The 16,322-nt window shown below is 36.0% G+C and carries 1 protein-coding gene; it reads right to left on the bottom strand.

What is annotated here, in order from left to right:
• Nucleotides 1-26: 26 nt before the first annotated feature.
• Entirely contained in the window at nucleotides 27-16,307 is a 16,281-nt protein-coding gene (locus tag P0R33_RS12920) for a T9SS type B sorting domain-containing protein (RefSeq protein WP_276171604.1), read from the bottom strand.
• Between the last annotated feature and the right edge of the window lie 15 nt (nucleotides 16,308-16,322).

The following is a 16,322-nucleotide window of genomic DNA, read 5'->3' as shown; positions in this document are numbered from 1 at the left end:
TAACATCATTTGGGGCTATAATTTTGTTATCTGTATAAAGTGAAGTGTCCAACAAACTCTCTTGGATCTTTCGGGTCATTTAACTTAAGAACGTACCAGTAATCTCCGGTTGGCAATTCATTTCCATTGTATTTACCATCCCATTTCTGACCAACGCGGTATTTCGCTACTACTCTACCGTATCTGTCGAAAATATCGAATGTTAATTCTTTGTATGCTAGTGCACCACAATCAGGACCAATTGATGTATTTGAACCCGTTCCGTTTGGTGTGAAATAGTTTGGCATACAGAAATCATAGAAAATACCATGAACAATGATTGTTTTCTCACAACCGTTTTTATCTCTAACAGTTACCGGATAATCACCAGTTTTATAGATTCTATAAGTGTTAGATGATGAGAATGGTTCTCCGTTGAAACTATATTCATAAGGAGCAACACCGCCAGAAGCTTTCACTTCAAGAATGTTGATGTCTTTACTTGAATTTGTTACATCTACTAAGTCTAATTCTGCAACTGCATCAATTGTAAACGTTTCAGTTGGTACTTCACATCCATTTGTATGTCTTGCCACTATAAAGTGAGGTCCTGGTGCAACATTTGTAAAGATATTGCTTGGTTGATATGTACCATTATTATCTAATGAGTAATCAACATCTGCAGGGTTTGTGTTAGATGCATCAATAGTTACAATTACCATGTTTGATTGTAAATTGTTCACACAGTCATATTTCACCTCAGCTTTCGGATCCAGAACAACTGGCTCTGGCATATTAACTTGAACAGGAATACTACACAAGTTTGTATCTCTAACATAAACAGTATGAACTCCTCCTGAAAGTCCAGTGTAATCTACTGTTGTTCCATTTACAGGAACGAACGGACCTTTTTCGTTATCAAGACTTGCAAAATATGGTCCTGTACCTCCAGAAATTTCAATACTAAATGCTCCATCTTTATCTCCTTTACAAATCTCAGGAACCATAGAATTTGGCACTTCGTAAGCAATTAAAATTCCAGGCTGATCTACCGTAATCTCATGTGTATTAATACAACCCAAAATGTCTTGGATAAGAACAGTGTAAGTACCCGCAACTAATCCATCAAAAACTCCACTGTCCATGAATTGGTCTAAATGAGGTTCTATTGCATACTTAATAACTCCCGTTCCACCAGAAGCCGTAATGGTAATCTTACCAGTCTTATCTCCGTTACATTTAACTGGCTCAACAGTATAATTAGAAGTTAATGCCGTTAGCGTTTCAGTAACTACAAATTGTTCGTCTCTCTGGCAATCTTCACTCATAACATGAACGAAATAAGTTCCTGCATAAAGTTGCGTGAAAAGACCATCTGCTTGAGCAGGTCTAATTTCGTTTTTAGCACTATCCAATAGAGAATATTGATAATTTCCTAAACCTCCTTTTGCAACAGCATTAACAATTGCACTGTTTTCTCCTGTACAATTTACATGTGCATAATTCAAGTCTAATTCGACAGTTAATGGTTCAATTGGCGAAACTTTTACTTCACCAGATGCATCGCTCACACAACCTAAATTATCTGTTACAAAATAACGGTGTGCTCCAACCGAAACTGGGAATGTCACTGAACTATTGAAACTTCCTAATGGAGTAACCCCATCTTCGCTATAAGTATAAGGACCTGTACCACCTGTTGCAGTAAGCGTTAGAGTAGCATCCGTTAAACAAGTAACACGAGTTTCTTGAGCTAAACTTGCTTCTACTTTTACAGGATTATTGATTGTCACATTTGCTGATGTAGCTTGACAACCAAATGAATCTACTACGGTAACTGTATAATTTCCAGCAATTAATCCTGTAAATACATTTGAATCCTGAGGAATTGAAGTTATTACTTCACCATCAGCTGTTGTATGGTTTAATGTATAAGTGTAATTCGCACCTTCTCCTCCTGTTGGAATTGAAACTGTGATAATTCCATTATCATCTCCGTAACAAGTCAATACCGGAGTAGTCGCTACTGCAGTAAATTGAATTGGATCTGGTATAACTAAATCTACAACATCTGTAGCAATACATCCTTCACTGTCTTTTACATTTACAATGTAGTGTCCAGGAGTTAAATTCTCAAAGAAGTACTCTTCAGAATAGTCATGGCTAACAGGACCAACTAATTCAAAGAAGTGACCACCTGGCCATCCGCCATCTACAGCAACTGAGATTGTACCATCATTTCCACCTGCAGCACAAGTAATTCTTGTATGAGATACAGTAATAGTCAATGGAGTAACTGGCTGTGTAATTTCAAAAGCTCCATTAACCTCACATTCAGGGCTATTAACTAATCTCGCTACAATTGTGTATTTACCAGCAATTAAACCTGTTAATGGAAGCGTAACACCAGTTGTTCTTCCTGTCACATTACCGGTTGGACCAGTGATAGTATAATCAAATATTCCTGCTTCGTCTGAAGGAAGTGGTTGTGTATCTACCATTGTGATTTCTACATTTCCATCTGATGTTCCATAACAAATTTCAGTCTTAATAGCTTTCACATCAAGAACAAATGTGTTTGGATTAAATACGTGGTGGTAATCATAAATTACACATCCAGTCGCAGGATTTAAAACAGAAATTAAATAATCTCCAATTCCTAATCCTGAGAATAATCCGGTGTTGTTCATTACAGGTGTAATAACAGTTCCGTTTGTACCGCTAATAGTGTACTCTAGAGGAGCTGTTAACGTTCCTGTTACTGGAACATTTACCTGAATTGTTTCATTGTTAACACAAGTAATAGGTGTTATAACAGTGAAAGTAATATCATCTAAAGAAGTAAACGGTGCAATTTGAATTGGTGTTGCAGATGTTCCCACACAACCATTTTCATCAAATACTTTCACTGTATAAGTACCTCCTGTACGATCGTTTACAGTATATGTTGTTGAAGTACCACTTTGAAGGATATCTGTACCTTTAATGAATTGGTATAAGATATATTTACCAGAACCTCCTGTAACATTGTCAATCGAAATTGTAGCATTGTTTCTAGTGTTTCCTGTTGTACATGCAAATTCTGTATAGCTTGTTGTAGCTACAACTTCTGCAGGTTCATCAACTAGAATTGATTGTGCTAATTCACAACCTCTTCCAGATTTTACTGTCACTGTATAAGTACCGTAAGCTAAATCTTTAAATTCTGATGAAACCTGATCAACAATGTTAACACCAGGACCAGAAATACTGTATGTGTAAACTGGATTATCATTAGTATCTGAAATACTTACTGAGATTGCTCCGTCAGAGAATCCTTTACAAGAAACTTTTCTCGGTGTTAATACCATTCCTAAAATATCAGTAGGAACTGTAATTTCTTCTGTAATTTCTTTCTCACAGTTTGTACCTAAATCTCTAACTTTAAATGTATAAACTCCTGAAGACAATCCTGTAAAGTCTGAATTTACTTGAGAAGTCGCCCAGTTGTCTTTTGTATACACATAGTTATTTGCTGGTGTCAAAGATCCGCCAGTTGCGAACAGTGTAATTGTTCCGTTTGGATCTTTACAGATAGGAAGCGTTATCTCAGCTCTTAAAGTTAATGGTTCGAAAACCGTAACTGGAGTTGTCGCTTTTACTGCACATTGGTTTTTATCCCAAACCCAAACTGTATAATCTCCTGGATCTGTTACGATAAAGAAATTATCATCTTGATATTGTACTCCATCTAAGCTGTATTGTAATTTTGCTAATCCTGTTGCAGCAATATCAATTCTGTATCCTGCTGCACTAGCACATTGGCTTGCTACAGTTACATTATTAATCACTGGCATTGGATCTAGTGAAATGTGTACATTTTGGAATCTGTTACATCCATTTAGATCTTTTACATATACATCGTAAGAATCAAACAATGGTGATACTTGAGCTGTAATAATTGATTTAATATTAGAAGCTTGATAATCTGCATCAACTGGAGTTGTTCCTGCTGGTACAAATGCATACATATATCCTGGGGTTCCGCCAGAAATACTAGCTGGATCAACCGTAATTACTGCTCCAGTTGTACTCGTCTGACAGTTTTGATTTTTAACTGTAATAACAATTCCACTAATATCAACTGGTGTTGGTTGCGTAATTGTAACAGGGTTAGAAGCAACTACACATTGAGGGTAAGCATTTTGAGTAACCTCAACTGTATAATTTACTCCAGCTGATAATCCTGTAATTACATAAGGATTGTTCGCTGCTGCATCAATATTAGTTCCTGTTGCACCAGCAACTGGAGCTCCAGCTAAAAGAACTCTATAATTATATAATCCAGTGTAATTGTCAATATTAATTGTAATTGCACCATCATTGAATCCATCACAGCTAACCATTGTTGAAGGAGTCGCTGTAACCGTCATTAAGTTGTATAATTTAACTTCGTACGAGCTAGAAATAACAGTACAACCAGTAGTTACATCTGTAATTTTAAATTGGTACGTATGACCTGCTTGCGGTGCTACATAATTAAATGTGTTATTACCTGGATTTACTGCAGTTGCAGGAGTACTATATGATGCTCCATCTACAGAAACTTGATATTCGAAGTTATATGGAGTCGCTCCACCAACGATATCAACTCTAATTGTTTCTAATCCTCCATTTGGACAATCAGCTAAAGTTACCAACTGAGGTGTAGCTGAAACTAATTGAGGGAATGGATTAACATCTAAATCAAAAGAGTCAACGCAACCTTTTAAATCTTTAACATAGTACGTTAAATGTTGAACAGCGCCATTATCAAAGACTTTGAAAGTGTTTGTAGTGTACCAATCTGTTCCATTATCACTATAAGTAAAATTTGCAATTGGTTCAGTAGCTCCACCATGATTACCTGTAACCGTAACAACTGTTTCTCTAATAACATTTGCTGGAGTACAAGTGAATGCTGTTGCTGTTGCATCTGCCACAGCTAATGCTGGAGCAGCAATAATAATATTATTTTGAGTTACTGGACATGATCTTGCTGATGATACTGTAACACTATAAGTTCCTGCCGCTAATCCAGTGAATAAACCAATATTTTGTGTAACTGGTAATCCAACCGTTGGAGTTAACGTGAAAGTATATTGTTGGTTATCTGCAAGTGCAGCTCCTGTAAGTTCTACTAAAATTTGTCCGTTTGCTCCATTACCTTGTGTAGCATCACAACTTGGCGAAGTTGGTGTTGCATTATAAGTAATAAGAGTTGGATTAGTCATAATAACAGGATTAGTTGTTACAGGACATGAATGTGCATCTGTAATAGTAAATGTGTAATTACCAGCACCTGTTGCTCCATTTACAGTGTAATCTGCTGTAGTTGCAGTAGCACTTGGGAATGGGATAGGCGTTGGATCTAAAATTCCATCTTTAGTAACTGTATAGTTAAATGGTGCATAACCACCAATTACTTCTAATTTAATTGATCCGTCTACTGGTCCACAGAAAATTTCAGTTTGTTTTTTCGCGGAAGCAAAAATCTGACCTTTAATTTCAACTGGAATAGATGTTACTGCCTCACATCCAAACTGATCTTTAACCGTAATTTGGTATGTACCTGGTCCTAAATCTACAAATGTGTTAGTTCCAATCCAATTTACACCGTTATCAATGCTATATTGGTAAGCTGGTGTATATGCAGGTGTTCCCGGTGTAGTTGCATTTACAATAATTGTCGCACCTTGCCCAGCACCTGAACCTGTATAACAATAAACTGATGCCGCATCAATTGAAGCAACTGGTTCTATTGGCGTAGTCAAATCGAATGGTTTTGTTACAACGCAACCATTAGCATCTTTAACAGAAACTGAGTAAGTACCCGCTTTTGTAAGCCCAGTAAAGATTCCATCAGTGTTTGAAGGTAAAACTGTACTTGCTGGAGCAGGTTCTGTAACTGTATAGGTATACGTTCCCCATCCTCCAGTTGCTGTAACATTTACTGCACCTGTAGTTTTACAACCAAGTGGTGTAACAACCATATTGAAATCTAATGCAACTGTAATTGTAGCAATATTGAAATCAATAAAATCTGAACAATCCGTTTCAGTATCTGTTACTGTAATTCTATGTGGTCCTGGAGCCAATCCTGTTAAATCGATTGTTCCAGAAGTCATCGCTACAAGCGGATTTGTATCCACTACATAATTATAACCTGTAACTAGACCTGTTTCAAAACCAGTTACTAAGAAACTAGCTTTTCCATCATTTGCGCCTAAACAAGTTATATCAGTTATAGATTGACCTGTGATATCAATTTTAATGACATCTTCAACTTTATGTGACAATTGTTTAATACAGCCATTTGCATCGGTAACTTGAAAAACATAATCTCCTGGCAATAGATTTGTAAATACTGGATTTGCCAAATTATCTATAGCAGCTGAAAGAGGAGAAACAATTTGATATGACAATGGTCCGATACCGTTTGTAACATTTTGAATTTCTACGCTAGTTCTTGTTCTAGAACATGTAATTGGATCTGGCTGATTAAAATCAAAATTAGTTGGAGGGTTTAACCATAGAATATTTACTGATCCTGTTTTAGTACAATTGTTTGCATCTCTAATCGCATAAGTAATATTTTGACTTGCTCCATTTTCAGTTACATAATATGTTGTTTCAGTACTGAAAGCACTATTATTGAAACTGTATTCATAAGTACCCGTACCTCCTGTTGCAGATAAAACAACTTTGGCTTGTTGTGGTGCATTATTTGGACCACATTTTGGCTGGTCAATTGCTGGTGTACCTAAAACTAGGTCAGTTGGTTCACCAAGAACTGCAGGTCCTGTAACTTCACAACCTAAAACATCTTTGATTGAATAGGTGAAACTTCCAGCAGCTAAACCAGTAAACACTCCATTATTAGTTTGTACTATCGGAGCAGCTGGTGCTGGTAATGTACGTGTAAGCGTGTAAGTATAAGCTCCTTTTCCTCCCGTTGCAGATAATTCGATTGACCCATTACCACCATTACATAATGGCTGTACCGGTGTTACAGTTGGATCAATAGGCACATTAGGCTCAACTACTACAGAGTTTGTTTCTACAATACAGTTATTTACATCTCTAATTTGGAATGTATACGTACCTGCATTTGCAGAAGTTACAGAAAAATCAAATGCTGTTTGTCCTGTTCCTACTGGTACAAATGCTGTATATGGATTAGAATCTTTTTTGTATGAATATTCGAAATCTCCCGTTCCTTTTGTAATCGTAACGTGAATTGTCGCATCATTGACTGTTGTACCATTAGCAGCACAAGCAATTACTTGCGTTACGTCTGCTTTTGCGGCAGGTCTTTCGTTTATGTCAATCGTATGTGTGATTGGACAACCATTTTTGTCTTTAACAATGATTGTTTGAGTACCTGAATTTAGACCTGTTGCTGCATAACTTGTACCAGTAACAGGTACAAAACCTCTACCATTTACACTTACCGTATATGGTGCCATTGAAGGAGTTGGGTCTGTAATAGTAACATTTACAACAAAATTACCTTGAGCAACACATCTATTAGCAACAGCTAAACTAAAGTCTGGATCTGGATCTTTAGGCAACACAACTGTAGCTGTAGCTTGTTTGATACAATCATAAGAATCTTTAGCAAAAATATAATATGTTCCCGCTGCTAAATTGAATGTTCCACTTGTTTGCCAAGCTGAACTTACTGTTGGTAAAGTACCTGTCGTATTCACAAAATAAGAATAAGGCCCTGTACCATCTTTTGCTTCAGCAATGATAGTCCCTAAGGTGCTACAATTTTCATTTTTAAATACAGTAGCTTTTACTGATAATTCTACAGAAGATTCTTTAATATAGAAAGGATCAGATGCTTTTTTACACCCGTTATTTGGTCCTCCATTTTCAGTAAATGTAATGTAATAGTATCCTGGAACCATATTTCCTACCGCTGGAAGTGCTGGATAAGTTATTGGTTGAGAATCTCCAACATTATAAGTTAATACTCCAGTAACAGGAAGATTAGACTGATTCGTGAATATTTGATAACTAATAGAAGTAGCAGCTGCATCATAACCTGAAATATTAATTGACACACTTCCATCATTTGCTCCTTTACAACTAACATTTTTAGCTGTAACAACTGGTACTAATGTTGAGTTTCCTGGAATTGGAATATCAGCAGTATTAACAAAATCACAACCTGTATCACCATCATGAACCACAAATGTATATGTTACGCCTGGCGTTAAACCTGTAAAAGTTTTAGTATCACCTCCCGTAACATCTGGCGCAACGAAGCTAGTTGAGAATGGTGGCACATTAGTGGTAAGAATACCAAATGTATAGTTAGTTCCTAGAGGAGAAGCTTTTACCGTAACTACTGCCGTACCGCTTGAACAGTTAGGAGCAGAGGTATCAATAACAACCAATAAATCACTAGGTGGAGATGTAATTGAAATACTTTCAGAATGTTTACATCCGTTCGCATCTACAGCTGTTACAGTATAGATACCAAAGTTAATTAGATTATTAAATGTATGATTTTCTCTAGCTGTGGCAGCGTAAGGATTAAATGGAATTGTATCACCAAAATTATTAGTAATATAATATGTAAACGGTGCCGTACCTCCCATAACATTTTGTACAATTACGGAACCTAATGTATATGTTCCTCCTGTACATTGAATGTTTACTTTATCTAATGTGAAAGTTATCGCATTTGGTTGGTTAATTATAATATTACGAGTGCCCGTACAACCTTTAGAATCGGTAACTGTAATTCTATAAGTACCCGCAGCTAAACCTGTGGTTTGTGCTCCATAATCAAAAGTTGTTGGGCCAGTTCTTAAAACATTAAATACGTATGGACCAACTCCTTTACTGTTGTCAACTGTAATATCAATTGCAGCTGTTTCATCACCGTTACATTTGATAGATTGTGTTTCTGTAACTCCCGTAATTACAGGTGGTTCAGGAATAGTTACATTAACTGCAACAGTAGTTTCAATTGAACAACCACCTGAAGTTACTCTAAAGTAATAATCTCCATCAGCAGTTGGATTAAATGTTGTACCAGTAGAAGCATAAGTTCCTGCTGTTCCTAACTTATATTCATAAGTATAAATGTTGTTTCCTCCAGTCGCAGACAAATCAATTTGTGCCGCTGTAGCTGTTGGTGGTACAGTAGTACAAGTAAGATCTTTAATTAAATCTGCCTTAATTGTCAATATATTATTAACCGTTATTGATGTGGTTCTCTCGCAACCATGGTCATCTTTTATTCCTAAAGTATAGGTTCCTGGACCTGTAATTGTTTTTACAGGATTTGTACTATAAGTACCGTCAAGTCCATAAGTAATATTTAAGTTATTGTATGTAGAACCCGTAATTGTTACATCAAAGTTTGTTCCTGAATAACATTGTGCAGCCGTTATTGGATTAATTGTAGGAGGAGTATCTGTAATAATATTTACAGGGATATTTTGACGACAATTTCCATCTTTATTAATAACATAACCTGTGTAAGAAAGACCATCAACACTTGTATCTTTATTAAATACACCAGTAGTATTATAATCTGCAGGGAATGTAGGAGCTGGATCACCAGTTTTTACAAGTGCATAATATAATGTTATTCCTGTTGCTGTAGCACTAAGTTTAATATCAGTTTTTGCATTTGAACAATAAACGTGTGTAGCTGTAGCCCCGAATGCAGTAATAGCAACTGGCTCTGCAAGAGTCACTTCGCTTATAGCAAAACATTGAGTTGCTGTATTTGTAACTGTAAAGGTATATTTTTGACCACCTTGTAATCCTGAGTAAGTAATAACATCACCAGATACGGCAGGAGTTGAAGAAATTGTTCCAGTAACATCTCCAACTAAAGTGTAAGTGTAGCCTCCTGTTCTGTTTCCAGAAACTGTAAATTCAATAGAACCATTATTTGCTCCATTACAAGTTACATTGTTGATAATTTTACCAACTGACTGAATAGCTACAACGTCTAAAATTTCATAATCTCCTGTAATTGTACAATTGTTTGCATCGGTTACTTTAAAGTAATAATGACCTGGAGTTAAGTTATTAAATGTATGATTTCTATTCGTATCATTTACTGAAACTATACTTGCTGTTGGACTAGTAATTTCATATTTAAATGGTCCAACACCGTGTGTAAATGCTAAAGTTAAATTTGCATTTCCTGCAGCACAAGTAATAACATTTGATGGTGTTATTGTAAGTAATTGTGGAGGATCTAAAGCATCTATTGTAACTCCAGTTGGAACTACATATGAACATCCGCTTGCGTCAAATACTTCTACCGTTACATTACCTGAAGCAGTTGTACTGTATGTATTTGAAGTAACTGGTGTTTGACCGTTATAGCTATACCTGTAAAGATTTGGAGCTGGGAACGGAGTACCTCCAGAAGCCGTAACTTCAATTGTTGCTGCTTGAGGACCGTTTGAAGTATCACAAGACAATTTTACATCTACATCTGCTGTTGCATTTAATCCATTTACTGGCTCTATAATAGTAACTGTTTTAGGATCTGAAGCACATTTTTTAGCATCAATAACAACAACACTATAGCTTCCTGCTCCTAAGTTTTCAAATAAGTTTGTTGTCTGCGTAATTTTAGCTCCTGCTGGAGAAATTGGTGTTAACTCATAAGTATATGTACCTACAGGAGTAGCGCTTACTGTAATGCTTCCTGTTGAATTTCCTTTACATAAAACGTCAACTTTACTTGTTGTAAAATCTGGTTTTACAGTTGGGTTAACAGTTTGAGAAATCACAGTTGTACAGCCTCTACTATCAGTAATTTCAAAATAGTAAGTTCCTGCTAAACGAGGTACAGTAAATGTATTTGAACCTGCAGCTACATTAGTGTAAGGTCCTGTAAAAGAATTACTAGTATTTACTCTATATCTGTAATCTGGATATCCATCTTGAATTGTAACTCTAATGATAGCTTCTGGACTAGTTGGATCACAAGTTAAATCTGTATCAATTTTTGCACTTGCTGATAATGGTGCTGCAATTGTTTGCTCCGCTAAATCTGCTGTACAACCTGTTACAATATCTTTAACTGTTATAGTATATTTTCCTGGAGTTAATCCTGGGAATGATCCTGAAGCTTGATAATTTACACCATCTAAGCTATACTGATAGTTAGGATTTGGCTGTGGTGCTACAGATGGAGTTGCAATTAATGTTGCTCCAGTGCCTCCAGCACAATAAGAAGATGTAACACTTATAGTTGCTGATGGATTTACTGAACCATTAATTGTAAATGATTGTCCTGCAACTGTACAACCTGTTAAATCTGTTACAGAAACGCTGTATGTTCCTGCATCAAGATTAATAAATTTATTATCATTTGCCTGAACTTTTGGCGTTCCTGCTGGAGAAGTTGGTGTTACTGTGTAAGTATAAGATCCTGAACCATCAACAGCATTAATTGTTGCTGTTCCTTTAACTAAACAAGTAACGTGAGTTAAACTCGGTGCATTTAATTTTAATGCAGCCGTTGGTCCTCCCACAGTTACATTTTCAGTAATAGGACAGTTTGTAGTTAGATTTGTTACGACAATACTATGGTTTCCTACACTTAATCCAGAAATTGTAATATCAAAAGGACTAGCTGTTGATGTTCCATTAACTACTGGTAACGCATCAACTTTATAAGAATAATTTGTACCTGCTGCAATACCAGTTACAGTAAATGTAGCTGTACCATTGCTATCTCCAAAACATTTTACAGGAGTTGATTTACTTCCAACAGTAAAACTTGCTGGAGGAGCTATTGTATGTTTATCAGTAAATTTACATTGATTGGCATCTCTTACTTCAAATGTATATTCAACATTAGCATCTAGACCATTAAATATACCTGTAGTATTAGGGCCAGCTGTTATTGGAGCAATAATTCTATATTCTAATGCTCCTGTAATAACAACACCAGAAGAATTTCTAACATTAGTGATTGTAACACTTCCTTTGTTTGTAGGACAAGTCGCTGCCGTAGTAGTCGAAATTGTCATTGCAGCAGGGCGATTTAACGCATTGATTGTTCCTGCTGGTACTGTTTTAGAACAAGAATTTTTGTCTGTAATTCTAACTTCATAAACACCAGGTGTACTTAAGTTTGCAAAAGTAAGTCCCGCTTGTGGACCAACAATTGCTACACCGTCTCTTATTAAAGTGTATGAATATTGTGGTGTTCCTCCTCCTACATTTGAAACTGTAATTGTAGCCTGTGTATCACAAGTGTAAGGAGTTGTTATGCTTGCTTGTCCAGAAATATCTGCCGGCTGATAGATTGTGAAAGAATAACTTCTGATACAATCATTTGCATCTTTAACTCTAAAACTATAAGAAGTTCCTGCAACAGAACCTGTTAAATTTCCAAAATGAGTTTGATTAACAAAACCACCAGTACCATTAAATTCAAATGTATATGGTGCTACTCCTGTAAGACCTTCAAGATCTACTGAACCCATCCCGCCAAAGCAAGTTGCATTATGCGGATCTGATTTTGCAGTTACCTGTACTAAATCGTCTACTTTTTGTTTAATTGTAATCGGACATTTATTGAAATCTGAAATTTCGAAAGTATAAGTATCTGCAATTGTAGTGCTGTAATCAATTGTTGTTGTTGAAGTCGATCCGCTAGCAACTTGATTACCTAAGCTATTTTTAATCACATAGTTGTAAGGAATTGTTCCACCTTCAACTGTAACTTCAATAATTGCTGCTGTTGCACCAGCTTTACAGCTTAATGCTGCTTTGATAGCAGGTTTAGCACCCAATTGAGGATTAATTGTGGTACTAAGGGTTTTTACTTCACAATTATTTTTGTCAACAATTCTAAAAACATAATCTCCAATTGTTGTTACTGGATAAGTAAAGCCTGGAGCCGCAAATTCAGCACTTTTAGGACCAAAATTAAGTCCGCCATCACGGCTAACCTCGTATGTATAATTAGCTCTACCACCAGAAACATTTACTTTTATAGATGCTCCAGTAGTATTATTAAAACATAAATTTGATGATGAATCAATACTTGCTGAAGGTCCAGCTGTTCCTGAAATAGTAACATCTGTACTTATTGAAGCTGGACAGCCATTTGTATCTGTTCCAGCAACAGTATAAACACCAATTGGTGCAGTTACTTCATATTTATCTGTAGTACTATTATAAACAAAATTAGATGTTGTTCCATCTGATTTTTTTGTTAATGTAAAATTATACGGTCCAACACCTCCTGTTGCAGTTAAAATAACTTTACCGTCATTCGCACAAGTAGCCGCTTGTGTAGTAGCTGTTACAGAGAATTTAGCTGGAGAACCCACTACAGTTGGAATTGTAAAATTACATCCTGTAGCTGTTGAGTTGTAACGAATTCTTACATCGTAAGTTTTTGGCGATAATCCACTAATTGTAACTGGTGAAGTTGTAGATTTTTTCCATGTTCCCGCTGCACCGCCTTCTGTTGAATATTCAAAATCACCATTAAAGTTTTCAGCATAAATTTTGAAAGAACCATTAGTTTCACCATTACATTTTACATTATTAATATCATCAACCTTTGCTGTAAAGATTTTATCTGTATTAATTTTGAATGGGAAGTTTTCAGATGTTCCACAAGCTCTTGGCGTTTGGAAAACCTTAATATCATCAATAGCAACGTCATTACCATTGGTTTGTTTAATATTAGAACGAACAATTAATCGTAATGTAGTATTGTTTCCTGGATTCAGTGTAATTGCAGTTTGAGGGAACTTCTTCCAATCACTATTTGTATTCGATCTTGGAATATTTCCAGTAGCAAACCAAGAGATTTCAGTACCAGATGCATCTACTAAGGCAATTCTTAAATTAGGATCTGTTTTACCAGCTCCAGGCATCATCAAGTTCATTGCATAAAACTCAAACATGATAGGTTGGCCCGGAATAACATCATTAATCTGCTTTTCATACAAAATAGTGGTTTCTGGAATCTGATCTCCAATATTAACTGCCAAGAACCTTCCTTTTGGATCTGCACCATTTTTAGTATGATCAATAGGATATCTCCAACTCCAAGTTGAAGTTGAATTTTGGTCAATAGAACTAGTTACAGAGTAATCTCCATCATTAATTGCTTCAGATCCATTACACCATATTGCTGCATCTTTAATTTGTCTCTCAAAACAGTAATAGAAAGTGTTAATACCAGGAGACTGAGTATTTGCTCCACTACCAAAACTTTCATCTAATAATATACTATTTGTAGTAGCAGATAATACTTGATAATCTACTGTAATAATATGATCTCCTTGAGGTACATTTAAAAATACATTAGGCTGAGCTGTATTCGGATTTGGCATACCATCTAAATAATATTGGTAGCTAAATTTAGGATCTCCACTTCCTCCATTTATAGTAACAGTACTTGTTGCCGTTCCATCACAATTATAAACTGTAGTTCCAAGCTGAATGTTTGGTTTCGCCGGTTTAGGGTCAATAGTAATATTTGTCATTACATATTCACAACTACCGCCTGGAGCCGAATCTCTAATTTTTACAGTATGAGTTCCTGGATCAAGATATCCTTCATTTGAACTTGACCATCCCACTGTAGGATTAATATAATATTGATATGGAGGAGTTCCTCCTTGTGGATTTGTAATTCTAACAATCCCTTGAAGTTCATTTCCTGTCGGTCCACAACCAGATAAACCTGCAACACCAGCTGAGGCTGTTAATGCAGTTGTTGCACCAATATTTACAGTTTGGCCAGCATCGTTACACCAATCCCCACTATTAACACCAGACTTTGCATATCTAACAACAATCGTATATTGTCCAGGAGCTCGAGTCCAAGATTTAACACTAGAGAAGTTTCCACCATCGATACTATACTGAAGTGTATAGCTTTTAGCATCTATAATATTTACATCAATCTTTCCAGATTCCCCACATTTTCCATTTGTTACACCAATATTATATTCTGGTTTGTCTACAGCTCTTACTGTAATGGTTTTATCAACTGGACATCCATTAAGATCTGTAACACGCATCACATAAGATCCCGATTGTAATACTGTATATTTACCATTAGGAACAAGTTCAAAAGCACCGCCTGCATAGCTTATAGAATAAACATAAGGTCTAGTTCCGCCACTTGCGCTTCCGGTAATAACTCCATTTCTACAGCTTGTTAATGTTGTAGTCTGTGAAGAATTATTTACAACTGCACTAGCTGCCGTAAGAGTTGCTGTTTGTGAATCTGTAGCACACCCGCCTTCTATACTTGTAACAATTGTATAAGCACCTGCCGCAACATTTGAGAATGTATATTCTGAAATTGTTGAAGGTCCAAAAGAAGCTACTGGAGCCTTTGATGTATCAGTACCAGCGTAAAGTTTGTAATTATATTGATTATTAAGTGTATTAGCAACCACTTTAATGCTACCATTTTGGCCCGAGCATGATGGTTGTGTCGCTGTTACTGTAGAAGAAAAATTAATAGTAGTAACGACGATACCTTTTACATTAAAAACACAACTTTCTGGTACATCTTTTAATCTAATGAAAACATTGTAAGTTCCCGCAGTATTCACATCAAAAGTGTTACTGTCTTGCCAAACATTTGCAGCAGGATTTGGTGTAAAGCTATATTCGTATCTACTGCCAAAATTACTTGCAACTATTCTTCCTGGAATAGTACAATTGTTGGCGTCTTTAACGATATCACTTTTAACAATTCCACTTGGATCTACTTCATTTTTATAAACATTAAAATAAAATACAAATTCAGTAGCGTCCGCATATCTTATTTTTACACGAAATTCACCTGCGGCATTTGCGTTATAGTTTGGACCATTTGCTACATCTGCCCAAGTACAGGTGTTTCCTGTATTAGCACAATCAGAATTGGCCATTGGAGCACAACCACCAGTTCTTCTTTGCCATGTGATAAGAGTTGCATTAGTGATTCCAGTTTCTATTAATCTTGAATCATTAAGTCCGCATAAAAATAATTTAGGAAGTAGTTTACCATCATTCGGACATTCTGAAACAACTCCGGCATAATTACCTTGAGCGTATTTAATAACTGGATTTGGAATCTCTGGTACTGCTTCCGTTTTAAGGCTGCCACCAACGTCATTGAGATCAAGACTAAAAGGATTAGCAGACTGATCGGTTTTTACAAATAAATTCCCATTTGAACTTGAACCTAATTTTGAATTAAATGCAATTCCATTTTGTGCTTGGGAGACAAAATTGAATAACAGAACTAAAGCAAAAAACAACGTTCTTAAAGTAGTAGGTTTTTTCATAATCATTTTTTTGTT

The organism is Flavobacterium sp. YJ01, from assembly GCF_029320955.1.
GTDB lineage: Bacteria > Bacteroidota > Bacteroidia > Flavobacteriales > Flavobacteriaceae > Flavobacterium.
The sequence above is the reverse complement of the archived record's forward strand: the minus strand, read 5'-3'. Positions and strand labels throughout refer to the sequence as shown.